We start from the raw sequence: 25,041 nt of genomic DNA, 5'->3' as shown, positions 1-25,041 counted from the left end.
ATCCAAAAGGAACCAACATGAGCAGGATCTTTGTCACCGGCGGCTCCGGCCGCCTGGGGCGCAGCGTTGTGGCCGGGCTCGCCGAGGCGGGCCACGAGGTCATCTCGGTGGACCGCGACGCCATCCCGGCGGACCAGCTGCCCGCCGGTGTTGTGCAGGAAACGGGCGATCTGCTGGCCCCGGGGGAGGCGTTGCGCCTCCTCCGCGAAACGCAGCCCGACGCCGTCATCCACCTCGCCGCGATCGCTGTGCCGTTCAGCGCGCCGGAGGACGTCATCTTCGCCACCAACACCCGCATGGCCTTTGCTGTCATCAGCGCGGCCACGGAACTGGGGATCGGCAAGATCGTCACGGCCAGCAGCCCCACGGTGCTGGGTTACGGGTCGCCGGCCGGGTGGCTGCCGGACAGCTTCCCACTGGATGAACACAGCACGCCGAAGCCCTGGAACGCCTACGCGCTGTCCAAGCTGATCGCCGAGCAGACAGTGGCGATGTTTGCCGCGGCGCAGGGGGAGAAGATCCGCTACGCCGCCTTCCGCCCGTGCTACGTCATCTCACCGGAGGAATGGGAGGGCGCGCCCACGCAGCAGGGCCACACCCTGGCCGAACGCCTGGCCGATCCTGCCCTGTCCGCGCCCGCGCTGTTCAACTACGTGGACGCCCGTGATGTGGCCGACTTCCTGGACGTGCTCCTGCAGAAAATGGACACCATCCCGAACGGCGAAACCTTCTTCGTCGGAGCCGCGGACGCCCTGGCCACCGCACCGCTGGCAGAACTGATGCCCCGATTCCTGCCGGGAAGCGAGGCCCTCGCGGCCGGCCTGACCGGCGCCAGCCCCGCCTTCTCCATCGCGAAGGCCCGTCAACTACTGGGCTGGGAACCGAAGCGCAGCTGGCGGACCGAACTGAAGACAGCAACCACCCTCAACGACGAGACATCCGCCCGGCTGGTAAGCGCCGGCAGCGGTGCCAAGGAGACATCATGAAATTCGACGGCGTTTTGTTCTTTCCCGTCACCCCGTTCACGCCGGAAGGCACCGTTGACGTGGAGCTCCTCAAGGAGCACATCGGCTCGCGGCTGCCGTTCGGACCCGGCGGCGTGTTTCCTGCCTGCGGCACCGGCGAGTTCCATGCCCTGAGCATCGACGAGGTGCGCACCGTGGTGACCGCCGCCGTCGAGGTTGTGGCCGGCAAGGTGCCGGTGGTGGCCGGCGCCGGCGGTCCGCTGGGGCATGCCCTTGCCGCCGCCCGGGTTGCCGAGGAAGCCGGCGCCGACGCACTCCTGGTCCTGCCGCCGTACCTGGTCACCGGACCCACCGACGGCCTGGTGGCGTACATCGAGGCGGTGGCCGACGCCAGCAGCCTGCCGGTGATCGTGTACCACCGCGGCAACGCCAAATTCACCGCCGCGGCCATGGTCCGCCTCGCCGCCAACCCGAAGGTGATCGGCTTCAAGGACGGGCTGGGCGATGTTGGCCTGGCCCAGGAGATCGTGTCCGCGGTCCGCGCCACGGGACGCGAGGACTTCGCCTTCTTCAACGGACTCCTGACCGCCGAACTGACCCAGGGCGCCTACCGGGGCCTCGGCATTCCGCTCTACTCCTCGGCGGCGTTCGCCATGGCACCGGAGATCGCCAAGGCGTATTACGACGCCTATGTCTCCGGCGATGAGGACCGCCGCAACGCCCTGCTGGAGGGTTTCTACGCTCCGCTGGTGCGGCTTCGGGACCAGACCCCCGGCTTCGGCGTCTCGCTCATCAAGGCCGGCCTGCGGCTGGGCGGCCTTCCCGTCGGCCCGGTCCGGCCGCCGCTGGTGGACCCCACCGAGGACCAGCTGCTCCAGCTGAAGTCCATCCTGGCCAAGGGCTACGAGCTGGCCGGCCGCTGATGAGTGCGCCCGCGCTCGATTCCGTCCGGACCGCGCCGGTTATCATCGGCCTGACCACCCGGCTCCTGACCGTCCCGCTGCGCCGCAGCTGGGGCGCGGAGGCACCGGAAAACCACGTGATTGTCACGGAAATCCAGACGGACGACGGCGGCGCTGGGCACGGTTTTTCCTGGACGCCCACCATCGGCCCGCAGGCCGTCAAGGCCCTCCTCGACTACGACATCGCGCCTTTCGTCTCGGGGCTGCCTGCCAACCCCGAGACGGTGTGGGACGCGTTGTGGAAACGGCTGCATGAGGCCGGCGGTGGGGGACTGACCACCATCGCGATGGCCGGCGTCGACCTCGCCCTCTGGGACCTCCAGGCCCGCCGCGCCGATACTTCAGTCACGGGCATGCTGGGCCAGCGGCAGGAGTCCGCGGAGGTGTACGGTTCCGGCGTGAACCTGCACTACACGCTGGAGGAGCTGGTGGCCCAGACCGAACGCTGGGTCGCCGCCGGGCACAAGGCAGTCAAGATCAAGGTGGGCAAGCCCGATATCCGTGAGGACGCCGAGCGCGTCGCGGCCGTCCGGTCCGTGCTCGGCCCGGACCGCAAGCTGATGATCGACGCCAACCAGCGCTGGGACCTGCCCGCCACTTTCAAGGCCTTGGACGTTCTGGCAGAGTACGGGCTGGAGTGGCTCGAAGAGCCCATCCGTGCGGACGACCTCTGGGCCTACCGCAGGCTGCGGAAGCATTCACCTGTGCCCATCGCCCTGGGCGAAAACCTGCACACCATCTACCGGTTCCGCGACTTCATTGAGGCCGAAGCGGTGGACATCATCCAGCCCAACATCATCCGGGTAGGCGGCATCACGCCGTTCCGGCGGATCGTGGAGCTGGCGCGGACCAACAGCATCCGTGTGATGCCGCACCTGCTGCCGGAGCTGTCCGGGCAGCTGGCCCTCACGCTGGCGGAGCCCACCCTGGTGGAGGACGTGGAGGACGCGTCCTTCGAGCAGCTGGGCATCCTGGCCGGGCCGTCGCCTGTCCGTTTCAGCAACAGCCGCCTGACCCTCACGGGCCAGCCCGGACTGGGCTTCCGGTTCACGGACGCACCCTCAGCCGGACCCACACAGGGCTGACAGCTTGCCATCACGACTAACCGCAGACACCATCACTCCCGACGAAAATCAGGTACCTCCAGTGACAACTGCAACCCTTTCACTTTCCGAGCTCACGGCCGCCGCCACCCGGGCCGCCGCCATCGCGGCCGCAGCGTCGGACGCCGAACGCGCAGGCTGGCTCACCGCCGTCGCCGATGCACTGGACGCCAACGTCACCGAACTGGTGGAGATCGCCGATTCGGAGACCAGCCTCGGGACCATCCGCCTGACCGGCGAGGTGGCCCGCACCTCCGGGCAGCTTCGGCTGTTCGCCCGAGTGATTACCGAAGGCTCCTACCTTGAAGCGGTGATTGACCACGCGGACTCCTCCGCTGCCCCGCCCAAGCCGGACCTGCGCCGCATCCTGCGTCCCATCGGGCCGGTGGCCGTTTTCTCGGCCTCCAACTTCCCGTTCGCGTTTTCAGTGGCAGGCGGCGACACCGCGTCGGCGCTGGCTGTGGGCTCCTCGGTGATCGTCAAGGCGCACTCGGGCCACCTGAAATTGTCCGAACGGACGGCCGAGGTGGTCACCGAAGCCCTGCGTTCCGCCGGAGCCCCGGAAGGTCTGTTCGCGCTTGTGGCAGGCCGCGAGGTAGGCACTGCCCTCGTGCAGGATCCCGCCATCAAGGCCGTGGGCTTCACCGGGTCCATCCCCGGCGGTCGGGCGCTGTTTGACCTCGCGGTTTCCCGTCCCGATCCCATCCCGTTCTACGGCGAGCTGGGCAGCCTCAACCCGGTGGTCATCACCGCGGCCGCGCTGGCCGAGCGGTCCGGCCAGCTCGCGGCGGGACTTGCAGCCTCGTTCACCATGGGCGCCGGCCAGTTCTGCACCAAGCCTGGCCTGGTCTTCATCCCGGCGGGCACAGGATTCGCCGCGGAACTGGCTGAGGCCAGCAAGGACAAGCCGACGGCGGCCATGCTCACCACCCGGATCTCGGATGCCTACCCGGAGGGCCTGCGCAGCGTGGCTTCGCTGCCCGACGTGAGAATCGTGAGCGGTTCGGCGGACCAGGACGCCACCCTCAACGGCGCCGCGCCCGTGGTGTTCTCCACCTCCGCCGCGAACGCCCTGGAGCGGCCGGAGGAGCTCCTGGAGGAGTGCTTTGGCCCTACTACGATGCTGATTGAATACGCCGACCAGGATGAGCTCTTCGCTGTCCTGGCCAAGGTCCCCGGTAGCCTGACGGCCACCGTGCATGCCCAGCTGGGGGAGGACGTTACGGACCTCGTGGAGCAGCTGTCCGGCCTCGCCGGCCGGGTCCTCTTCGACGGTTGGCCTACCGGTGTCGCGGTGAACTGGGCGCAGCAGCACGGCGGCCCGTACCCGGCCACCACGTCCTTGTTCACCTCGGTAGGCGCGACGGCGGTCCGCCGCTTCCAGCGCCCTGTCGCCTACCAGGCCGCTCCGGAAACCGTCCTGCACCCGGCACTGCGCGAAGGCAACCCCCTGGGCATCCCGCGCCGCGTGGACGGCGAGCTGGTTCTTCCGTAACTGTTCAGACTTCACGCTTGGGGTGCTGTCACAAAGGGCGCCGGATACCCAGTATTCGGAGGATGGGTGCCGCAGGGCCCGCACCTGTCTCCGTGATCCTGATGGCAACCTCGTGAACCGCTTCTGCCGGCCGACCCGCTGAAACCGCTAATCGGACGCAGCGGCCGTCTATTCGACGTGAGCCGCAGCTTGCTTGATCGGTGCGGAGCCGGGGCCAGTACTGTTCGAAAGCACGGCTTTGTCGACGGCGGGGTTGTCAAAACCGAAGGCGAGGTGTGCGGCGGTGATGTGGAGCTGTCACCTTCCATTCCAACGTCTTGGGAATGGTGGCCGAGTTTGAGCGGTCCTGAACCGGATGCGCACCCGTGAGGTAATGGCAGTCGCCAACGCGAAGGGGCGCCGCGGGCGCGCCCGCCTCGGCGGGTAGCCCTGCACGCCAAATAGAGGTACCCACTACTCGTTTGCGCGCCGCGGGCGGTCGCCTACCGTGAAGACCGGGGCCGGCGGTGAGTGGTGCGGGCCTGAGACCGTTCGCACCCCCCCAGCCGCCGTCGGCCCCTTCATGTACCGGATGATGGTCGCAGCGCGCCGTCGATCGGGTGCCATCTGGCCGACTCGATTCCTTCTCTTCCAGCGGGTTGACGCCTACGTCAGACTCCAGTTATTGAGCCCGGACACAGCGCCAGGTGTCGCCCCGTTCACTCCTGTGCCGCTGCCCGATATGTTCAGGCAGGAAGGGTGCAACCCGCGTGCGGGCTGCGCCCTTCCCTTTTCTCATGGCCGGATCAGTGCTTGAAGGCGTCCTTGACCTTCTCGCCGGCCTGCTTGAGATCAGCTTTGGCCTGGTCGCCCTGGCCTTCGGCTTTCAGGCCCGGATCGCCTTTGGCTTCTCCGGCGGCTTCCTTGCCCTTGCCGCTTAGTTTCTCGGCGGTGTTTTTGATCTTGTCATCCAAACCCACAGTGTCACTTCCTCTGGTTGGTTGCCGCCGGCGATCCGCCCGCGGCTCACCCCTCCATCGTAAAATGATCCTTGCCAGTTGATAAGCATGCTGATTAAATCATGCACATAGCGTCATTCCGACGCTGATGGTCCTTTGGAAGGATGTGCGTCATGGGAATTCTCGGATTTCTTCTGCTCGGCCTGATTGCGGGAGCCATCGCCAAAGCCATACTGCCAGGCCGGCAGGGCGGGGGCTGGCTGGTCACCCTGGTTCTGGGCGTCGTCGGGGCGATCCTTGGCGGATGGATCGGCTCACTGATCTTCGGCGGAGGCCTAGCCGACTTTTTTGACCTCAGGACCTGGCTGCTGGCCATTCTTGGCGCCGTGATCGTGCTGGGGATCTTCGGTGCCGTGACCCGCAGGAGCCGCGTCTGACGCCGGTCGCTTCATGGTCGGGTTCACCTCCCTTCCTTATTGTCCGGGGCCGCCGACCGCGTCCGTCCGCGGTCGGCGGCGGCTTTCCGTCCCGGACGGGACCTATGTCTGCGGCCACGTCCCGGTTTGGCGGCCGACACCGTTCCAGGCCGGGCTGGGGCCGTACTACCTAGGCCGAGGACGAGGCAGACACCGTCACTTCCTCGGGCCGGCACTGGCAATTTCAGCAAGGAGAAAGACATGGAAAACTTCTTCCGCCGCAGTGGCATCGACGTGCCCGAACCAGTCCGGCGCTTCCTTCAGGGTGAGACGGACGATTGGCTGCGAATCGAGGAATTCCGGGACGGAAACACCTTGGTCGTCAGAACCGACCTCCCCGGCATCGACCCCGACACTGACATCAACATCAACGTCTCAGAGGACACCTTGCAGATTACGGCCCGCCGCGCAGAGCCGGCCAGCAAAAATCAGCCGGGCTACCGGAGCGAGTTGCGCTACGGCGAATTTTCGCGCAACGTCCCGATACCCCGTGGGCCCAACCCTGACACTGTCGAGGCCAGCTACATCGACGGCGTCCTCGAAATCCGCGTCCAGCTACCGGAGAAATCCGGAACATCCGCCACGAAAGTCCACGTCACCCGCGGTGGCAACCAGTCACCCGATGCACCCACCTACGACGTCTGAAATCTCCATGCCGTGGTCGGTAGTCGGCGAACGAATGAATCGGCTCTTCGCAGAGGCAGCCCTGTGCCGTTCAGACTGTGCCGTTCAGACTGCGCCGGCCCATCGACGTTCGCTGCTGGTCCGGTGGATTTCCCTGGAACGAGCGTGCAGATCGGCCGTCGGGATGCGCCGGACCTCACGAACCTGAACAGTGACATCATGTGCCTCCGGCGGCGTGGCCCGCCTTTCCGTCGGGGAAACATCGGCAATCAGTCCCATACCGGCGTACTCACGAACAGCGGCGATACCGGCAACAGCTGCGGTCTTGTTGTCAAAAGCCTTGGACACTGCCATCACGGTGCCATCCGGCGCAGTCAGACGGAACCTGAAATACGACTCCGCGTCAACGAACAGTTCGAACATTCCGGCCATAGCAAATCCTCCCGGTCTGCGGGATCTGCCCCGCGGCGTCGTTGCCACGGAGCAGAAACGGACGCGCCCTTGCGTCCCCTTCCCGCTGGTTTTGTCCTGCAATCCACATGACGAGTTCATTGCGTGCTCAATGAGTCTCGCTCACGACAGCCTGTGCCCACAAGACCCAACAGGCAACTCCTTCACCAACCGCCCTGCGCGGGCCCCGGCTGGGCCTACAGTTCGAGCGTGACAGGCCGTTGGAGGCCGTTCACCGTAGCAGCGGGCCAGCGGTCATCCACGGTCAGGACCTTTATGCCGGACTCGGTGAGCTGGACCGTATCCTCGATCTTCACTCCCGGTCCCGACGGGTTCCAGGTGAACGGCTGGTTGAGCACCACGGCATCGGTGGCCGCCGCGGTAACGCGCGGATCCCGTCCCGCATAGCCCGCCGGTCCGCCCTGATGGTGCTGCTCCCACTGATCCGCGCCGAAACCGTGGCGGACGTAAGCCGCTTTGATCTCGCCGAAAACGTGGTCCAGCCGGGCACCGGGGACTGTTGCGTCGAAGATGTCCGCCTCAACGGCCGCGATCCGGGCCTCGGCGTCGAGCTCCTCGGGGGTGCCGGCGTCGAACCTTATCCAGCGGGTGATGTTGGCAACCAATCCATCCCGGCGGGCGCACACCACGGCCATCGCGCGGCGGCCGAGGGGTGCGTGCGTGGCCAGCGGGTGGCGGAAGTCGCTCCGGGAGCTGCCGTTGCACAGGAGTACCAGCGGCTCCGCCCCCGCGCCAACCACGCGGCCGGCCAGGGCGGATACCAGTTCGAATTCCGTGGTGTCCGGCCGGGCAGTGGACAGCACGTCGGTCATGATACCGGCCAGCTCCGCGCTGAGGTGGGCGTAGCGGGTGCTCTCGCCGGGCAGCAGCTGCTGCCGGGCAGCCCTCAGTTCGGTGGCCACCGAGGCCTCGGCCAGCGGGGTGCCGGCGTCCCCTCCGGATGAATGGCCGACGGCGGCGGCAGCCTCGTGCAGGTTCCCGTACCAGGGCACGGTGTGCAGCGAGACCCCGGCCGGGAGCTCCTCGGCCGCAATCCTCCCGGCCTCGTTGTTGAACGCCACCAGGTGGTCGCCGTCCCGGTCCACCAGCAGCGCCGCGATGGGGTCGCCGGCCAGGCTGATGTGGATGCGGCTGCCGTCCAGGTACCAGGCCAGCGCCGTGTGGCTGGTCAGCAGCAGCGAGTCCTGCCTCCTGGCATCGAGAATGTCCAGGATGCGGCGCCGCTTGATGGCACGGTCCGCGGTCGAGGCGGGCGGCATACGCTGGCCCCGGTCCGCGGAAGTCGCGGCGTCAGTCAGCTGCGACGGCGGTGCAGCGGCGGTGGTTGTCTGGCTCATGAGTTGTCCCCCTGTGTATTGATCAATGTCTCGATGTCTTCCGTGCCCAACATCCCGTCGACGATAAGCACGATCACGCTGCGGCGCACCGGAATGCCGGGTTCGGCGATGACCGGCGCATCCCAGGCCAGAGACTGGCCGACTCCCGGATATCCGTCTGCCCGGACGAACCACGGGTCCATTGAATCCGCCGCGGCGATGAACACCAGCGTGGCGGCGCCGCCGTCTGGACGGGCCCCGCTTTGGTGAGTGCCGCCGTCGAACGTTCCCGCCGTGAACCCGCCCGACCAGGCGAGCCACGGCGTGACACTCCCGTGCACGGCGGACTCACCCGCCCCCGAAGGGGTCCAGACCCTCGCCCCGGAACATTCCGGAAGGCGCCAGAAGAACCCGCCGTAGCCGCCGCCAAGGCGGCCGTTGGAACCCGGGCTGCCCAGGCACACGGGCTGGTTGCCGGCGGGGGAGAGCGCAAAGTCGAGCGTGAGGCGCCAGGCGGAAGGTCCGACGGCGGCCCACGTCCAGGTGCGCTGCTCGGTCAGGACGGGAACGCCGTCGGGCCCGTTCCAGGAGAGGTTCTCGGTCAGCCCGCCATCCTGTTCCGACGGTTCGCCGAAAGTCGGTTCGCCGGTCCGGACGATGCTGCCGTGGTCCGGGCGCCAGACGTACGCGCCAGCGGCCCGGGTGTAGGTGCGCCCGCCCCAGAAGTTGACACCGTCCACATCCTGGAGCGCCACACCCACGCCCAGGTGCCACACGTGGTCCAGCGGCTGGTGGTCCGTCACAACGGTCCCGGCCAGGGTGCGGACAGGGTGCAGGTACGGGCGGGGAGAGGACACTGCGCGGATGCGGCTGCCGTCCTGGTAGTCCGCCACGGGATGCCCGGCAACGTCGAAGGTCCGGACCGGCGGCAGGTCGCGGGCCCAGGGGACACCGAGCTCGGCAAAGGTAGCCTGCGCTTTGGCGGCGCGTTCGATCAGCGCGGCAATGCCGTGGACCACCGGGTGTGCATCATCGCCGTCGCCCTCCCAGCTGACATGGCCGGCGTCGATCTCGCGGGGTGAGGGGGCGGTGCGGATCGCTTCCAGCACACACATAAAGGCGCCGGCATCCGGCAATGAACTGAGCAGGGGAGTGCCGGCCGCGCGGGCAGCGAGCAGGTTCTCCAGCAGGTCGGTCCGGCCGAACGTCTCCCGACGCTCCCCGTCCGCCGTGGTGGTGACGAGTTCGTCCTCGGTGTAGAAGAACGTGATGTCCCCTTTCGTCCCGTGGACCGTGACGGAGGGCCGCTGCTGTTCGGGGGCGCACAGGGTGAGCGCGCACAACAGGGTGGTCCCGGCAGCGGTGCGTACCCGGATCACCGAGGTGTCATCGCTCTGGGTGTCGTGGGCGCGGTAAAGATCCGTCTCCACGGAGTCGACGTCGGCCACCGTGTGGGCGCCGGCCATGTTCAGGGCGGTGGCCACGGCGTGCGCCAAGGCATTGGTGGCCACGCCGTCCACCACGTCGACGCCGTCCAGGCTGCGTTTGCCGGCCCACCGTGAGCGCTTGAAGTAGCCCCTGGTCCGGAGCCACATGCCGGTGGCGCTGAGTCCCAGCACATCTCCAATGCCGCCGGCCGCGACGGTGTTCCGGATTTCCGGCAGGGCCAGCGAGCCCAGGCTCTGGAAGCCCACCTGGACAAGCCTGCCGGCCGATTCGGCGGCCGCCAGCACGTCCTGGAACTGGGCCATGGAGGCCACCGGAGGCTTCTCCGTGTACACGTCGGCACCGGCCGCCAGCGCAGCGAGCGCCAGAGGAGCGTGCGTCTGGATGGGAGTGGCCAGGATAACCACGTCCGGAACCGGCCCGGCTGCCAGCAACTGGTCCAGGGTGTTGAAGACCGCCACAGACTCGCCGAGCGCGCCGGTTGCCGGCGGGTTGGGGTCGGCTACCGCCACGAGGTGCAGGGCCCCGGTTTCCTCGAGTCTGGCGAGATTGGCCAGGTGCCGTTCGCCAAAGCCGTGCACCCCCACGAGGGCTACGCGCGGAAGGGCTGCCGGAGCGGGGCCGGCACCAGCCGTTGCAGGGCTAGCGGGCGCGGATTGCTGAATCATCTGGGGTCCTCGGTGGCTAAGGGGTCGGCAGGGGCGAAAGGTTGTGGGCAGCGGTTCCCGCTGCGCCCAGGGTCCTGGACAGGTAGCTGATGGCTTCATTCTGCATCTCCGCGGTGAAGACGTGCCCGCCCGGCCAGAAACTCCCGGTGTAGGAGTTGGCCGGGTGCAGGGACTCCAGGATCCGGTGTGCCTCGCGCATCCCTTTTTCGGGGAACAGTTCATCGGCCAGCGCGTACTGCACCAGGAATCCCTCGGCGCCGGATCTGCCGGGCAGTTCCGGCCAGTCACCCAGCTTCCAGAGGCCCGGGGTCTGGAGCAGCCAGGAATGGGCATCCAGGTAGGCAGGCAGCAGTGACTGGAACGTGGTCATCATGCAGGTGACCACGTAGTTCCGGATCCGCGGGCTGAGGACTGACAGTGCCAGCGCCCGCCCGCCGCCACCGGAAAACCCGATGCAACCCAACCGCTCCGCATCCACCCGGGGCAGGCCGGCAAGGATCTCCAGGGCGGCCAGGTCATCGTGGGCCACCATGCCCGCCAGGCTGGTGCCCAGCAGGCCGGCGGCCTTGGCCACGGTGTCCTCGTGGATCCCCGCGGCGGCGTTGTACAGTTCGGCGTCGGAAGGTACGACGACGGCCTCCCGCCATTGTGACTTCCTCGCTTCAAGTGCGGATTCCGTCCGCCACGGCGGGGTGGACAGATCGAAGCGCCTGCTGCCCCAAGCAAAGGCGTCGTGGGCCAGGACAGCGAAGCCCTGGCGAGCAATATCCGTAGCCAGCGCGCGCCCACCGTAGTGCCCGGCACGGGCTTCCGCCGCAGAAGGGTGGGGCTCAGGAAGCGTGACCAGCCGGTCCGCTCCGCCGTACTTGTTTCCCCCGTGACAGTGCAGGGCGAGCACGCCCGGCAGCGGCCCGGAACTGCCGGCCGGCCGCATCAGCCAGCCGGTGGTGCGGGGGCCGAAGCCCAACTGCCAGCAGAGCTGGGAGGTGGTGACGCCGTCGTGCGTTTCCTCCCAGTGGACGGTGACGTCCGCCGGGGGATCAACTGCCGGAACGCCCAGGGCGTCCGAAAGTTCCTGTGCCGCCGGGGTGGCCGCATGGTACCGAGGCCGGTCACGGACGTAGGCAGGCCAGTCTTCAAACCCGGCGATGGCGCTAGGCCGCATAGCCTGCTTTTCTGTACTCACTGGCCTGCCTGTTGTTTGGAGGGATGGTCTGGGGGTCCGGGATGGCTGCGGGTCAGCCCAGGTTCTGGTTGACCTCGGAAGTCATACCCTTGGCAGCGTCCTGCGGCGAGATCTTACCGAAGAGGACATCCGTGTTGTATCGGTTCAAGACCTCCAGCGTGGCGGACGATCCGGCGGGGAAAGGCTTGGGCGCTTCGATCTTAAGCTCGGCGACCCTGTCCAGGTAGGCGGCTTCCTTCTTCTGTGTGTCCTTCAGAAGCGGGGTGATCCCCGCCTTCAGTTCCGTGTTGGCAGGCATGCCACGGTCGCTCTTGATCTTGGTGGCAGCGTCCATGTTGTTCACCAGGTAGTTGATGAAGAGGGCGGCTTCCTTGGGGTTGGAAGACTTGGATGAGATGGCGTACTCCATGGAGGAACGCAGCCAGGAGCCCGGTTCCTTGCTCTCGCCCGGCAGTTTCATCATGACCAGCGGCGAGCCGGAGTAGGACGTCATCTGGTTGCTCCAGGAAATCTTCATTGCCTGCTTGCCTTGGCCCATCAGGGTCAGTTCCGGCTGGGCGGAACCGTCCTCCACGGTCTGCGACGCCGAGGGCGCTCCGCCGGATTCCATCAGCTTTTTGTTCAGCTCGAACCAGCGGGCCAGGTTGTCCTCGCTGATGCCCAACTTCTTGCCGTCGTCGGTGTAGAGGTCTTCGCCGTTCTGGCGCGCCCAGACGGCAAGGAAAGAGTCATTGGCCATGGGGGTGGTGCCGAAAGTTCCCTGCGGGGACTTCTTCGAGATCTCCGCGGCGATGTCCGCAAAGTCGTCCCAGGTCCAGGTTTCATCGTCCGGGAGTTTCACGCCGGCTTTTTCGAAGACCACGGGATCAATGACCATGGACATGGAGTTCACTCCGGCGGTGATGGTGTACTGCGTGCCGTCGATCTTGCCCAGATCCACGGTTCCGTCGGCGAACTTGGACGTGTCCAGCTGGTCCTTGACCTTGTCCAGGTCCAGCAGGACGCCGCGGCTGGAGTATTCGCTGGGGTAGGAACCGCTCATGGCGATGACATCCGGAGTGGTGCCGCCTGCGATCTGGGTGGCCATCTTGTCCCAGTATGAGCTGAACTCGGTGTTCTCGCCTTGGACCTTGATGGTGGGGTTGGCGGCTTCAAAATCCTTGATGACTTCCAGCGTTGTCTTGGCGCGTGAGTCATTTCCCCACCAGGCGAATCTGAGGGTGACCGGATCCTCTGCCGTCCCCACTTTGGCTGTTTGCTGGCCTGCGCCGCAGCCAGTGAGAACCAAGGCCAGCGCCGCCGATGCGCCGGCGATGCGCAGTGAAGACTTGGTGAGACCGAACTTCATTGTTGTGCCCCTCAGGTGTTGAAGTACCGATAGTGTTCTCCGAGTACAGAAAACGCTTTCTCAAAAACTAACAAAGGGCTATACAGGAGTCAAGAAACCGTTTACTTTGGTACGGAGCCGCTTTCAACGTCCCGCGTGACGGAGGCCGGATCCGGACAGCTGCACTAAGTGAGTCCGCCGCCGGAGACGGTGCAAATATTGATCGCCCAGTGCGATCGACCCAGATGTGGAGGGCCACGATGACCAAAGGAGGCCACATGGCCGCTAGACATATACCCAGGACGCCGTGCCCGGCAGGAATGCCGGCTGCAGCGGGTCTGCTGCGTGAAACGGAGTTGCCGCAATGAGTGCCATCAGCGAACTGAGCACCCTCAAGCGCCGCAAAGGCCCCATGACGGCAGCGGAGAAAAAAGCCAACGGACGGGACAATAAGGCAGCCTATATCTTCCTGTTGCCGTGGCTGGTGGGCCTTGTTGCCATCACCGTCGGTCCGATGCTGATGTCCCTGTACCTGTCCTTCACCGACTACAACCTGCTCCAGCCGCCGGAATGGGTGGGGCTGGACAACTTCATCCGGATGTTCGGCGACGCCCGGCTGCACAACTCGCTGGGCGTAACGTTCACCTACGTCTTTGTGGGCGTCCCCCTGCAGCTCGGTGTTGCGCTGCTGATCGCACTGGTGCTGGACAAGGGTCTGCGCGGACTGCCGTTCTACCGCTCCGTCTTCTACCTGCCGTCCCTGCTGGGCGGTTCGGTGGCTGTTGCCATCCTGTGGAAGCAGATCTTCGGCACCACCGGCTTGGTCAACCAGGCGCTGGCCATGTTCGGCATTCAGGGTCCCGGCTGGATTTCCGATCCGAGCACCGCGCTGGGTTCCATTGTCCTGCTGCACGTGTGGACGTTCGGCGCCCCGATGATCATCTTCCTGGCCGGCCTCCGCCAGATTCCGGTGATGTACTACGAGGCGGCGAAGGTGGACGGCGCCAGCACGCTCCAGCAGTTTTGGCGGATCACGCTTCCCATGCTCAGCCCCATCATCTTCTTCAACCTGGTGCTCCAGATCATTGGATCCTTCCAGTCCTTCACACAGGCGTTCATCGTTTCCGGCGGCAATGGCGGCCCTTCAGACTCCACGATGTTCTTCACGCTGTACCTGTACCAGAAGGGCTTTGGCCAGTTCGACATGGGCTACGCCTCCGCAATGGCGTGGTTCCTGCTGGTCATCATCGGTGTGTTCACCGCCATCAACTTCATCGCTGCAAAGTATTGGGTGTTCTATGACGACTAAGCTTGAGACGCTGCCCGCCCCGGACAAAAACACCGCCGGCGCCGGTAAGCCTACGAACCACCGCAAGGCCGCGAAGCGCCGCGAGTCCCGCGGCACGCTCGCTTTCAGCAGGGCTGCCCGCACCAAGGCCTTGATCAAACATGGCATCCTGATCCTCGCCGGCGGCCTCATGATCTACCCTCTGCTGTGGATGGTGGTCTCTTCTCTCCGGGCCAATGAGCTGATCTTCCGCGAGCCGGGCCTGTGGCTCAACAGCCTGGAGATGAGCAACTACACGGACGGCTGGTCTGCGCTGACGCACCCGTTCGGGCACTACATGCTCAACTCAGCCATCGTGGTGATCGGCTCCATCTTGGGAAACCTGATCTCCTGCTCTATGGCCGCCTACGCCTTCGCGCGGCTCCAGTTCACGGGCAAGAAGCTGTTCTTCGGCATCATGCTGCTGACCATCATGCTGCCGTTCCACGTGGTGATCGTGCCTCAGTACATCCTGTTCTCGCAGATCGGCTGGGTAAACACCTTCTGGCCGCTCATTGTGCCCAAACTGCTGGCCACCGATGCGTTCTTCGTGTTCCTGATGGTCCAGTTCATCCGCGGCATCCCGAAGGACCTGGATGAAGCGGCACGGATCGACGGCGCCGGCCATCCGCGCATTTTCCTACGGGTGATCCTGCCCCTGATGGTGCCGGCCCTGGCCACCACCACCATCTTCACCTTCATCTGGACGTGGAACGACTTCTTCGGGGCCCTGATCTACCTGACGGATCCGGACATGTTCACCGTTCCCGTTGCGCTGCGCGCCTTCGTGGATTCGCAGTCAGCCACCAGTTGGGGATCGCTCTTCGCGATGTCCATCGTGTCCCTCCTGCCGGTGTTCCTGGTGTTCCTCTTCGGCCAGCGGTTCCTCATCAAGGGCATCGCCACCACGGGCATCAAGTAGATCCAGCGAAGCACCTTGCTCCAGCCAATGGCCCGTCCCTCGAGGACGGGCCATTTGGCGTCTCCCGCGGTGCCAGGTCGGGTCGAACGTCCGCCGTGGGCCGGGCCCGGTGGCTCCTGGCCCAGCGCCTGGAAACCGGCCAAAAAGACGTCTTGTAATACAAGTCATCTACTTGTAGTATGAGACTTAAGAAAACGCTTTCTCGTTTTACTTTCCCCAATAGCCAGATCAATGAAGATCGGAGTACCCAGTGGCGCTTTTTCACCGCACTGAGTCAGATGCCAAGATCCGCAAGGCAGAGACGCCATCCGCCGGCACATCTCGCCGTTTCCGCAAGACGGGCGTGGTTGCCGCGGCAGCCGCCGTCGTGCTCGCCCTGAGTGCCTGCGGCGGAGGCGCTACCCCGCAGAGCGATGGCGGACCCGTTGAGCTGCGCTTCTCCTGGTGGGGCAGCGACAAACGCGCCCAGCTGACGCAGTCCGCGATCGCCGCCTTCGAGGCCGAGAATCCCAACATCAAAATCAAGCCGGAGTATGGCGACTGGAGCGGATACTGGGACAAGCTGGCCACCCAGGTCGCCGCCAACGACGCCCCGGACATCATCCAGATGGACGAAAAATACATCACGGAGTACTCAACCCGCGGTGCGCTGCTGGACCTCTCCAAGTACGAGATCGACACGTCAAAGCTGGACGAAGCAGCCCTCAACGCCGGCAAGAGCGAAGACGGCCTGACCGGCATCGCCGCCGGCATCAACGCGGCCACCATCCTGGCCAACCCTGCGGTCTTCAAGGCTGCAGGCGTTGAACTTCCCGACGACAAGACCTGGACCTGGGAAGACTTCGGCCGCATCTCCGCCGAACTCACCGAGAAGTCCCCGAAGGGTACGTACGGCTCTGCCGCATACGGCACGGACGAGGCCTCGCTGGGAGTCTGGCTCCGGCAGAACCGCAAGTCCCTGTACACGTCCGACGGCAAGCTGGGCTTCGAGCCCTCCGACATCGCCGACTGGTGGGCGTTCCTGAAGCAGCTCAGCGAGAAGAAGGCTGTGCCGTCCGCATCAGAAGTTGTGGAAGCTGAGGCAGCACCGCTTGACCAGAGTGGCCTGGCCACGGGCAAGAACGGGCTCGCCTTCTGGTGGTCCAACCAGTTGCCGGCGCTGGAGAAGGCTGCCGGAAGCGAACTGCAGATCCTGCGTTTCCCGTCCACCTCCGGCAAGGCTGCCGACGCCAAGCTCTGGTACAAGGCATCCCAGTTCTGGTCGGCCTCATCGCGCACCAAGCACCCCGTGGAAACGGCCAAGTTCATCAACTTCCTGGCCAACAACACCAAGGCTGGCGAGGCCCTCCTGGCAGACCGCGGCGTCTACCCCAACTCCGACGTCCGTGCAGCCATTGCGCCAAAGCTGACGCCTGCCGATATCAAGGTGGTCAAGTTCATCGACCAGATCAAGGATGAGCTCGGCGAGGCCCCGGCCCCGCCGCCGAAGGGCGCCGGCGCCATCCAGGAAATCGTCAAGCGCTACACTTCCGAGGTCCTCTTCAACCGCCTCTCCACTGACGAGGCCGGCAAGAAGGCTCACGACGAAATGAAGTCCGCGATCAGCTAAGTTCCGCTCTCGTAGGAGCGTACGACGGCGAGTGGTCACTACAGTCCCGGCTGGAACCTTTGGTTCCGGCCGGGACTGTGGTGTTTAAGGTCTGTGTCCTGTGTCCTGGGTCCGGCTTTCCCGGCAGCCAGGAGTCCTGGACGGGTGTCGGTCCTCGTGGTCCACTCGGAGCGCTTCAATTCATGGGGGAGAGCGTGAAGGCATTCGGTTGGACCGCAGCGGCGGCAACACTACTGATATTGACTGGTTGCGCAGATAACGTGCCCACCGGAAATCCGGCGCCGTCCCCACTGTAGCCCGTTCGCGTTGCGGTACTAATTTGCGTTGCGGTGTTGTCTATTCGCGTTTGAGTGGTGGGGGCGGTGGTTTGAAGTAATGGTTTTGTTGGGGTTTTTGGGTGGGGTCGATGTGGCGTGGGGGTGTGTACCAGGGGGTGCCGTTGCGGGTGTGGATGGCCCATTGTTCTTTGTGGATCAGGTGGTGGTGATGGGAGCAAAGGAGCGCTCCGTTGCTTACATTAGTCGGGCCGTGGTGTGACCAGTAGGTGATGTGATGGGCTTCGCACCAGGGGGCCGGGATGGTGCAATTGGGGAAAGAGCAGCCTTGGTCTCGGGCGGTGAGCGCGAGGCGTTGCGCGGGGGTGAAGAGCCGGGATTTGCGGCCTTGGTCCAGGATCTCGCCATGGGTGCCGAGGAGGACGGGGATGATGTCGGCGTCGCAGGCGAGTTTACGGACGGTAGTGGCTGCGACGGGCCCGGTGAAGATGTAATTGCCCGAACCTGCACTCGTTTCCGAAGTGGTACTGCTGGGGGGAGTCCCAAACATATTCCCGCTCTCGGTGCCAGATCCATTCCCGGGTTCCGTCTCAGGTAGATGCCTGGCCCCCCTACCCGCCTTGGTGGCTGCGTTTGCGCCGGGGCCCGAGGCGGGAAAGTGGCGGAGGAGGTCTTGGTAGTTGATGGTGGCGATGATTTGGGGGCGGTTTCCACCGGCTGTGGGCAGTTGGTTGGTGGTAAGGGCCGCTTTGAAGGCGCTGATGATGCCGTCGAGTTGTTTCTGGTTGCGGGTGCGCCGGTCCAGGTCCACCATGTTCTCCTGCCACACGCCGGTGTCCTGGCCGGGGTTTGCTCCGGTGGGTTGGTGGGTACGAGGGTTGGTGGCGGCGTTCATGATGGTGGCGAAGTGTTCGTATTGGTCCCTGGTGGCGAAGATTTCCAGATGGTCCGGGACGAGACCACGGGCCCGGAGCCTGCCGGGAACTCGACTGGGTTGCCGGCGTCGGCGTCAGTACAGGTTTCTGGCTTGGAGGTGGAGGAGAAGGCCGCGGCGAGGTGTTCCAGTGCTGGACGTATGGAGTCGCCGGTCAGGGTGGTTTCGGGCAGGATGGCGTGAGCCAGGTGGAGACGGCGTTTGGCTTCGCCGAGCCCGATCCTGAGCCGCAGCCGCAGGAACTCGGCGGTGTTCTTGCAGCCGTCGTCCGCCGGGGACCGTGGAACAGCGCCAGTGGTGCTTTCGGCGGTAGTGCAGGCGGGCCAGTCCGTGTAGGTTTCGTTCACGGTTTCGACGCCGTCCCAGCCGGTGGTCCATGACTTTGTGGCCCGGGTGGCCGCGGCGTTGGTGATGGCTCGGGTTCGGGTGCGGTCCACGGCGCCTGCGGAGAGGATCTGGAGGTAGTCCACGTGTCGGGAGAGCTCTTCGGCATGGGCAGCGAAATCTGCTGCGTCCACGTAGTCAGCCATGGCCAGTTGGTCCGGAGCGGCAGCAACGGCGGTGCGGACAATCGCGATCGCCGCCGCCAGGCTCACCGGCCCGTACGCGGCGGAATCGCCGCCGTGCCCCGCGAGCCGCTCCGTCAACGCTTCCATAGGAATACTCTGCCGTGAGGGTGTGACATTTTGGCTGCGTCGAACGGCGCATTGGCTGCCGTCGAACAGCGCAGTGTTGGAAGCGCCCCCTGCAGGTGAACCCGGCCGCGTCAGCACGGCGGCGGTGGTGCCGTCGTCGCCGTTCCCCGCAAGCTGATCCCCGAAAGCTTCCATAGGATTACTCTGCCGTGGGGGTACGACATTCAGCGAAGGTGGTACCGGGCGTGGGAAAGACCGGGATCAGGCAGCCGGCCGCGCCGGTTCAGTCCTCCGCGATCACTGCAACCCCGCCGGCCTCAACAGTCCCCGCAAATGGCGCATCGGTCAGCAGGTCCAGGCCGGCAGCCTCCACCGCGGCGGCCGAGCGTGAGTGGTTGATCGCGAACAGGAAGCTGCCGCCATCGTCGGAACGGCGCCGCACGAGCTCCACGCCGCGATCGGCCGTGGCAACCGGAGCCACTCCGGACTCGGCCAGCAGCCGGTCCACGACCGCTTCGATGCCGTCGCGGTCCGGGAACGTCGCCAGGTACCAGGCCGCACCAGCACCAGATCCAGCCACATGCCGTGTCAGGGATGGCACACCCTCCAGCGGATACTCGGTGAAGGTCTGCACCGCTTCGGCCCCGTCGAGGTGGACGTGCTCGCTCCACACGGACGAGACCCCGCCGTCGCTCAACTTCAACTGCCCGCCGGCAAGCACCGGATGGAATTCCTCCACCCGGATCCCCAGCAGCTCCCGGAAAGCGCCCGGGTAGCCGCCCAGCCGGACGTGGTCCTGCTCGTCCACAATTCCGCTGAAATACGTCACCAGCACGGTGGCTCCGGCCCGCGCGGCGTCCGCGATGTTAGCAGCGGCTGCGTCCGTCACCGAATAGAGCGTGCACACCAGGACCAGGTCATAGCCCTCCAGTGAAGCGGAAGGGTGGACCACATCCACTGCGATCCCGCGCAGGAACAGCGATCGGTGGAATGCCCGGAGCACGTCCAGATACTTCACGTCCTGGCTCGGCTTGGAGTCGATTTCGCTGGCCCACCAGGCCTCGTAGTCGAACACGATCGCCACGCGGGATTCCACCCGCGAGCCACGCACCGGTTCGAGCCGCTTCAGGGCGGCTCCGAGCTCCACCACCTCGCGCCACACGCGCGTGTCACGCCCGCCGTGCGGGACCATGGCCGAGTGGAATTTCTCGGACCCGGCAAAGCTCTGCCGCCACTGGAAAAACATCACGGCGTCCGCGCCGCGGGCCACATGGGCTAGGGAGTTGCGCAGCATTTCGCCCGGCATCTTGGGCTGGTTGCGCGGCTGCCAGTTGACGGCCGACGTCGAATGCTCCATCAGGATCCACGGGTCGCCGCCCGCAATTCCCCGGGTCAGATCGGCACTGAACGCGAGTTCGATCTGACGCTCGGGATCGGCAGCCACCAGGTAGTGGTCGTTGGCGATGACATCCAGGTCCTTGGCCCACTCGAAGTAGTCCATCGACTTGGTGGCGCTGGAGGCCATCAGGTTGGTGGTGCAGGGGACCCCCGGGGTGACCTCGCGCAGAACGGCCACCAGATCGCGGTAGTAATCCATCAGCACCCACGAATTGAACCGCTGGAAGTCCAGCTGCTGGCCGGGATTCAGTGTGGAAGGCGCGACGCCGGGCGGCAGGATTTCCTCGAAGGAACCGTAGCTCTGGGACCAGAATGCCGTGCCCCAGGCCGCGTTCAGCGCCTCAATGCTGCCGTACCGGCGCTCCAGCCAGATGCGGAAGGCGGCGGCGTCCTCCGCGCCGTAGAACTCGGAGACGTGGCAGCCGAGCTCGTTGTCCACATGCCATAGTGCCAGCGCAGGGTGGTCCTTGTACCGCTCAGCGATCACGCGGGTGATGCCGGTGGAATACCGGCGGTAAACGGCCGACGACGGTGTGTAGTGCCGCCGGGAGCCCGGTCCCAGCACGGTTCCGTCAGCCGTGACCGGCAGGATTTCCGGGTACCTGCGCACCAGCCAGGCCGGGGGAGCAGCGGTTGCCGTGGCCAGGGCCACCTTGATGCCGTTGGCGGCGAGGTTGTCCAGCACCTCATCCAGCCAGCCGAAGTCGTATTGGCCCTCCGCCGGTTCCAGCAAAGCCCAGGAAAAAATCCCCACGCTCAAGAAGCTGACGCCGGCTTCCTTCATGAGTTCCAGGTCTTGCAGCCGGACGTCGGCCGGCCACTGCTCGGGGTTGTAATCGCCGCCATACGCGATCCCTTCCACGTTGCTCCAGACGCTCGCCGGGCCGGAATTATGCTGCACGCTCATGGGACTCCTTCGTCTACGGGATGGACTAAACGTACCTGAAACCTGATGTTTGGGAAAACGCTTGCCCAAATGGGGAAATGCCGATATTGTATCGTTTCAGAAAGTGTGTAAGCCAGCTCACAACTCACGTTGTAAACAAAAAGCCGTGGGCCTGCACAAATCGAGCAAGGAGGCTCTCATGATCAACCGAAGGAATTTCCTCACCACCGTAGCCATCGGCACCGCATCAGCGGCTGCACTGGCGGCCTGCGGCTCGCCGGCCCCCAGCCAGACGGGATCCGCGGATAACCCGGTCACCATCAACTACACCTGGTGGGGCAACGACGACCGCGCCGAGCGTACCCGCAAGGCGATTGCCCTGTTCGAGGGCAAGAACAAGGACATCAAGGTCAACGGCAACTTCACGGACTTCGCCGGCTACTGGCAGAAGCGAGCCACGGAAGCTGCCGGCGGCGGCCTTCCGGACGTTATGCAGTGGGACCTGTCCTACATGCGGGATTACGGCCAGCGTAACCAGCTTCTGGACCTGGGCACCGTGAAGATCAACACGGACGCCTTCGACAAGTCGCTGCTGCCCTCCGGCCAGATCAAGGGCAAGACCTACGGCATCCCCACCAGCACAAACGCGTTCGCCGTCTATTACGATCCCGCCAAGCTCGCTTCCCTGGGCATCGCCGAGCCGGACGGCACGTGGAACTACAAGGAGTTCAATGCCTTCCTGATTGAAGTGGGATCCAAGGGCAACGGCGCACTCTTTGGGTCCACGGACTACACCGGGGTGTGGTGGATGTTCAACATCTGGCTCCGGCAGAACAACATTGAAGCCTTCACCGCGGACGGCAAGCTCGGCTTCACCAAGGATGACCTCAAGAAGTGGTGGAACCTCACTGGTGACCTGCGCGGCACCCCCGCCATCGTGTCGGAAGAGCGTGTCACCCAGCTCGCACCCAAGTCGCCGTTCGGCTCAAACGTGACCGCCACTGAAGTTACCTGGGACAACTTCATGGCTGGCTACCTTGGGGACAGCGGCGCCAAGGAGCTCAAGCTTGTTCCGGTTCCGTCGGACGACAAGGACAATCTGGGCCTCTTCCTCAAGCCGTCCATGCTGATGGTGGCCAGTGCCAAGACCAAGAACAAGGATGCTGCTGCCCGTTTCATCGACTTCATGGTCAACGACCCCGAGGTGGGCCAGATTTTCAAGACCTCCCGCGGCGTTCCCGCTTCCAAGACCCAGCGTGATGGCACCACGTTCGAGGGGACCGACAAGCTGGTTGTTGACTACGAGAAGTCCATCGAGCAGTACCTCAAGGATGCTCCGGAGCCGCCCATTGTTGGTTTCGGCACGCTGGAAGCCTCGTTCAAACGCGTAGCCTCGGACCTGAACTACAAAAAGCTGACCATTGACGGTGCCGCGGACGCATGGTTCAAGGAAGCCGAAGACCTCATCAAGCAGAACGCCTGAGCAGTCTATTGTCTGCCCGACGTTCCCAACTGACGGATTGAACTCGTGACTCAAAGCCCAACCCTGAGCAGGCGTTCGACGCAGTCCGCTCCCGCTCCGCGCAAGTCAAAGCGGAGCGGGGCGGATGCCCGCGCCGGCTACACCTTCCTGCTGCCCTGGTTGCTTGGATTCGTCGCCCTGACCGTGGGCCCGATGATCTCCTCGCTGTACCTGTCCTTCACCAACTACAACCTCTTCGAACCGCCCAAATGGATCGGGCTGGACAACTACACCACCCTCTTCCAGGACGAGCGGTTCCTGCAGTCGGTGGGTGTGACCCTCAGCTACGTGGTCTTCGGCACCCCGCTTAAGCTGGCGGCGGCGCTGGCGGTGGCCATGCTCCTGAACAGCAAGCGCCGCGGGCAGGGCTTCTACCGTTCAGCCTTCTACGCTCCCTCCCTGATCGGTGCCAGCGTCTCTGTCGCCATCGTCTGGAAGGCCATGTTCGGCGACGCCGGCCCCGTGGACCAGGGCCTGTCTTTCTTCGGCATCAACCTGGGCGGCTGGGTAGGCAACCCCTCCATGACCATGCCCATGATGATCCTGCTGACCGTCTGGCAGTTCGGCGCCCCGATGGTCATCTTCCTGGCCGGCCTCAAACAGGTCCCGGCCGATCTCTACGAAGCGGCGTCAATGGACGGCGCCGGTCCGGTTCGGAAGTTCTTGAACATCACCTGGCCCATGCTCTCCCCGGTGATCTTCTTCAACCTGCTGATGGAAACCATCCACGCGTTCCAGATCTTCGCATCCGCCTACATCATCTCCAACGGTGAAGGCGGCCCGGCCGGCTCCACCCTCTTCTACACCCTCTACTTGTACCTGCGCGGCTTCAGCGACTTCCGGATGGGCTACGCCTCGGCAATGGCCTGGCTCCTGCTGATCGTCGTCGGCATCATCACCCTCATCTTCTTCAAAACCTCCAAGTCCTGGGTCCACTACAGCGGTGATTCGAAATGACAACCATGGCAACTCCCAAGCAGCAGGCACCGGTCATCGAAGTGCCGGACTACGACCCGAAATCCGAGTCCGTTCTGGCGAAACGGGTCAAGAGCGGCATCTTCCACTTCGTCGCCCTCGTGCTGACCGCCGTGGTTCTCTACCCGGCACTGTGGATGGTGGCCTCGGCCTTCAAGCCCAATGCCGAAATCGGCGGCGCCAACACGTCGCTCTGGTCGAACAACTTCAGCTTCGACAACTTCGTCACGGCCATGGACGGAATCGGTGGGGTGTCCACCCTGCAGTTCTTCACCAACTCCCTGGTGCTGGCCATCGGCGCGGTGGTGGGCACCATCCTGTCCGCCAGCGTCTCGGCCTACGCCTTCGCCCGGATCAAGTTCCCGGGCCGGAGCGTGCTCTTCGGCATGATGATCGCCACCCTGCTGCTGCCTTTCCACGTGGTGATCATCCCGCAGTACATCATCTTCCAGCAGCTCGGTCTGGTGGACACCTACATTCCGCTGCTGATCGGCAAGTTCCTCGCCGCTGACGCGTTCTTCGTGTTCCTGATGGTCCAGTTCATGCGGAACCTTCCGGCCGAACTGGACGAGGCGGCGCGCATCGACGGCGCAGGCCACGTGCGGATCTTCTGCTCCATCATGCTGCCGCTGATGAAACCGGCCCTGATCTCCACCTCGATCTTCTCCTTCATCTGGAGCTGGAACGACTTCCTGGGCCCGCTGCTGTACCTGAACACCCCCGAAAAGTACCCGCTGCCGCTGGCCCTGCGCCTCTTTGTGGACCAGACGCAGAGCTCGGACTACGGAGCCATGATCGCCATGTCCGTCCTGGCCCTGCTTCCGGTGCTGATCTTCTTCCTGGTGTTCCAGCGCTACATTGTTGAAGGCGTCTCCACCCAGGGCCTGAAGGGCTAACAGAAAATGAGCATCATGGACAGCACCACACCCGCATCTGGCCGCGAAGAACCCATCCCGGTAAACCGCTTCGCCCTGTTTTCCGAGGCCCTCCTGGCCGGGCTGCTGGTGCTGGTGCTGTCCATTCCGCTGGTCACCATTCCCGCCGCGTATGCGGCCGGAATCGCGCACCTGGAGCGGCACCTCGCCGGCCGCGACGATTCCCTGCGCGGGCTCTGGGGCACGTTCCGGTCCGCCCTGCCGGGCAGTTGGAAGCTCGGAATCACGACGGCGGCAGCCGCCGTCGTGATTGTCCTTAACCTGTTGCTCGCAACAGTGGGCCAGCTGCCGGGCAGTGCGGTGGTCCTTCCGGCCACGCTGATCCTGGCCGCGGCCGGAGCAGTCCTGCTGCTGCGCACAGCTGCTGCCTGGTCCGACGTTGACTGGTCCGACGTTGCCGGCGGACAGCCCTCCACGCCGGCGACCTGGTCCGCGGCCCTTGGCGCCGCCAAAGTCCTCTCGCTGCGAGACTGGACAGGCTCGCTGCTTCTTGCCGCGGCGCTGTTCGGGTCCGTGGTGTTTGTCTGGATGCTTGTGGCCCTGTTTGTGGTGGTGCCCGGCATGCTGATCCTGGCCTCCGCCGCCGTCAAGATGCGGTCCAACCGCGCCTAGCAAGTCTCTGCATTTGACCTCTACTACCGAGTTG

General features: G+C 65.0%; 22 protein-coding genes. 13 read left to right on the top strand and 9 right to left on the bottom strand.

Going from position 1 to position 25,041, the window contains the following annotated elements:
• Positions 1 to 17 precede the first annotated feature (17 nt).
• The 4 genes from ACZY0Q_RS09165 to ACZY0Q_RS09150 all read left to right on the top strand — a co-directional run bounded on the left by ACZY0Q_RS09165 (position 18) and on the right by ACZY0Q_RS09150 (position 4,525).
• Positions 18 to 986 carry an NAD-dependent epimerase/dehydratase family protein gene (locus ACZY0Q_RS09165; RefSeq protein WP_463916011.1) on the top strand — a complete coding sequence of 323 codons (969 nt, stop codon included), beginning with the start codon at positions 18 to 20 and terminating at the stop codon, positions 984 to 986.
• Positions 983 to 1,888 (top strand): 5-dehydro-4-deoxyglucarate dehydratase, encoded by a 906-nt coding sequence (locus ACZY0Q_RS09160; RefSeq protein ID WP_463916010.1) that lies wholly within the window; start codon positions 983 to 985, stop codon positions 1,886 to 1,888. Before ACZY0Q_RS09165 ends, ACZY0Q_RS09160 begins: the two co-directional genes overlap by 4 nt.
• Positions 1,888 to 3,012: a mandelate racemase/muconate lactonizing enzyme family protein gene (locus tag ACZY0Q_RS09155; protein ID WP_463916009.1), complete on the top strand. Its 1,125-nt coding sequence runs from the start codon at positions 1,888 to 1,890 to the stop codon at positions 3,010 to 3,012. The genes ACZY0Q_RS09160 and ACZY0Q_RS09155 overlap by 1 nt, the downstream gene beginning before the upstream one ends.
• Before the next feature lie 61 nt (positions 3,013 to 3,073).
• Positions 3,074 to 4,525, top strand: coding sequence for an aldehyde dehydrogenase (NADP(+)) (locus tag ACZY0Q_RS09150; protein ID WP_463916008.1), 1,452 nt, complete (start codon positions 3,074 to 3,076; stop codon positions 4,523 to 4,525).
• 785 nt (positions 4,526 to 5,310) lie between these two features.
• On the opposite strand, the gene ACZY0Q_RS09145 is transcribed toward ACZY0Q_RS09150, so the two are convergent.
• The gene (locus ACZY0Q_RS09145) at positions 5,311 to 5,484 is read right to left on the bottom strand and encodes a CsbD family protein (RefSeq protein WP_463916006.1); all 174 of its coding nucleotides are present in this window, start codon (positions 5,482 to 5,484) and stop codon (positions 5,311 to 5,313) included.
• 152 nt (positions 5,485 to 5,636) lie between these two features.
• Between ACZY0Q_RS09145 and ACZY0Q_RS09140 the strand changes: the two genes are divergently transcribed.
• Together ACZY0Q_RS09140 and ACZY0Q_RS09135 are read left to right on the top strand one after the other, a co-directional pair.
• The gene (locus tag ACZY0Q_RS09140; protein ID WP_463916005.1) at positions 5,637 to 5,900 is read left to right on the top strand and encodes a GlsB/YeaQ/YmgE family stress response membrane protein; all 264 of its coding nucleotides are present in this window, start codon (positions 5,637 to 5,639) and stop codon (positions 5,898 to 5,900) included.
• Positions 5,901 to 6,140: 240 nt separating this feature from the next.
• On the top strand, positions 6,141 to 6,584 hold the full coding sequence (locus ACZY0Q_RS09135; protein WP_463916003.1) for an Hsp20/alpha crystallin family protein: 444 nt from the start codon (positions 6,141 to 6,143) through the stop codon (positions 6,582 to 6,584).
• Positions 6,585 to 6,668: 84 nt separating this feature from the next.
• On the opposite strand, the gene ACZY0Q_RS09130 is transcribed toward ACZY0Q_RS09135, so the two are convergent.
• The 5 genes from ACZY0Q_RS09130 to ACZY0Q_RS09110 form a co-directional block, all read right to left on the bottom strand.
• The gene (locus ACZY0Q_RS09130; RefSeq protein ID WP_463916001.1) at positions 6,669 to 6,995 is read right to left on the bottom strand and encodes a YegP family protein; all 327 of its coding nucleotides are present in this window, start codon (positions 6,993 to 6,995) and stop codon (positions 6,669 to 6,671) included.
• Between the two features lie 215 nt (positions 6,996 to 7,210).
• Positions 7,211 to 8,371, bottom strand: coding sequence for a M24 family metallopeptidase (locus ACZY0Q_RS09125; RefSeq protein WP_463916000.1), 1,161 nt, complete (start codon positions 8,369 to 8,371; stop codon positions 7,211 to 7,213).
• Positions 8,368 to 10,464 carry a DUF6807 family protein gene (locus ACZY0Q_RS09120; RefSeq protein ID WP_463915998.1) on the bottom strand — a complete coding sequence of 699 codons (2,097 nt, stop codon included), beginning with the start codon at positions 10,462 to 10,464 and terminating at the stop codon, positions 8,368 to 8,370. Before ACZY0Q_RS09120 ends, ACZY0Q_RS09125 begins: the two co-directional genes overlap by 4 nt.
• A gap of 16 nt (positions 10,465 to 10,480) precedes the next feature.
• On the bottom strand, positions 10,481 to 11,629 hold the full coding sequence (locus ACZY0Q_RS09115; RefSeq protein WP_463916300.1) for an acetylxylan esterase: 1,149 nt from the start codon (positions 11,627 to 11,629) through the stop codon (positions 10,481 to 10,483).
• Positions 11,630 to 11,702: 73 nt separating this feature from the next.
• Entirely contained in the window at positions 11,703 to 12,998 is a 1,296-nt protein-coding gene (locus ACZY0Q_RS09110) for an ABC transporter substrate-binding protein (RefSeq protein ID WP_463915997.1), read from the bottom strand.
• A 343-nt stretch (positions 12,999 to 13,341) separates the two neighbouring features.
• On the opposite strand from ACZY0Q_RS09110, the gene ACZY0Q_RS09105 reads away from it, so the two are divergent.
• The 3 genes from ACZY0Q_RS09105 (at position 13,342) to ACZY0Q_RS09095 (ending at position 16,835) form a co-directional block, all read left to right on the top strand.
• A complete protein-coding gene (locus tag ACZY0Q_RS09105; protein WP_463915996.1) occupies positions 13,342 to 14,286 on the top strand; it encodes a carbohydrate ABC transporter permease in 945 nt (314 codons plus the stop codon).
• The gene (locus tag ACZY0Q_RS09100) at positions 14,276 to 15,226 is read left to right on the top strand and encodes a carbohydrate ABC transporter permease (protein ID WP_463915995.1); all 951 of its coding nucleotides are present in this window, start codon (positions 14,276 to 14,278) and stop codon (positions 15,224 to 15,226) included. The genes ACZY0Q_RS09105 and ACZY0Q_RS09100 overlap by 11 nt, the downstream gene beginning before the upstream one ends.
• 286 nt (positions 15,227 to 15,512) lie before the next feature.
• Entirely contained in the window at positions 15,513 to 16,835 is a 1,323-nt protein-coding gene (locus tag ACZY0Q_RS09095) for an ABC transporter substrate-binding protein (protein ID WP_463916298.1), read from the top strand.
• A 336-nt stretch (positions 16,836 to 17,171) separates the two neighbouring features.
• Here the strand turns inward: ACZY0Q_RS09095 and ACZY0Q_RS09090 are convergent, their stop codons facing one another.
• The 3 genes from ACZY0Q_RS09090 to ACZY0Q_RS09080 all read right to left on the bottom strand — a co-directional run bounded on the left by ACZY0Q_RS09090 (position 17,172) and on the right by ACZY0Q_RS09080 (position 20,984).
• The gene (locus tag ACZY0Q_RS09090; protein WP_463915993.1) at positions 17,172 to 18,005 is read right to left on the bottom strand and encodes an HNH endonuclease signature motif containing protein; all 834 of its coding nucleotides are present in this window, start codon (positions 18,003 to 18,005) and stop codon (positions 17,172 to 17,174) included.
• Positions 18,002 to 18,874 (bottom strand): hypothetical protein, encoded by an 873-nt coding sequence (locus tag ACZY0Q_RS09085; RefSeq protein WP_463915992.1) that lies wholly within the window; start codon positions 18,872 to 18,874, stop codon positions 18,002 to 18,004. Before ACZY0Q_RS09085 ends, ACZY0Q_RS09090 begins: the two co-directional genes overlap by 4 nt.
• 88 nt (positions 18,875 to 18,962) lie before the next feature.
• Positions 18,963 to 20,984: a beta-galactosidase gene (locus tag ACZY0Q_RS09080; protein ID WP_463915990.1), complete on the bottom strand. Its 2,022-nt coding sequence runs from the start codon at positions 20,982 to 20,984 to the stop codon at positions 18,963 to 18,965.
• Positions 20,985 to 21,162: 178 nt separating this feature from the next.
• Here ACZY0Q_RS09080 and ACZY0Q_RS09075 point away from each other — a divergent pair, with 178 nt between their 5' ends.
• Genes ACZY0Q_RS09075 through ACZY0Q_RS09060 form a run of 4 tightly spaced genes read left to right on the top strand, consistent with a single transcriptional unit; the run spans position 21,163 to position 25,007 of the window.
• The gene (locus tag ACZY0Q_RS09075; protein WP_463915989.1) at positions 21,163 to 22,446 is read left to right on the top strand and encodes an ABC transporter substrate-binding protein; all 1,284 of its coding nucleotides are present in this window, start codon (positions 21,163 to 21,165) and stop codon (positions 22,444 to 22,446) included.
• 45 nt (positions 22,447 to 22,491) lie between these two features.
• Positions 22,492 to 23,442 (top strand): carbohydrate ABC transporter permease, encoded by a 951-nt coding sequence (locus ACZY0Q_RS09070; protein ID WP_463915988.1) that lies wholly within the window; start codon positions 22,492 to 22,494, stop codon positions 23,440 to 23,442.
• Positions 23,439 to 24,356, top strand: coding sequence for a carbohydrate ABC transporter permease (locus tag ACZY0Q_RS09065; protein WP_463915987.1), 918 nt, complete (start codon positions 23,439 to 23,441; stop codon positions 24,354 to 24,356). The genes ACZY0Q_RS09070 and ACZY0Q_RS09065 overlap by 4 nt, the downstream gene beginning before the upstream one ends.
• Before the next feature lie 6 nt (positions 24,357 to 24,362).
• Positions 24,363 to 25,007 (top strand): Poxvirus protein I5, encoded by a 645-nt coding sequence (locus ACZY0Q_RS09060; RefSeq protein ID WP_463915985.1) that lies wholly within the window; start codon positions 24,363 to 24,365, stop codon positions 25,005 to 25,007.
• The last annotated feature ends 34 nt before the right edge of the window (positions 25,008 to 25,041 follow it).

This window comes from Pseudarthrobacter lactosi (genome assembly GCF_055412785.1).
The sequence above is the reverse complement of the archived record's forward strand: the minus strand, read 5'-3'. Positions and strand labels throughout refer to the sequence as shown.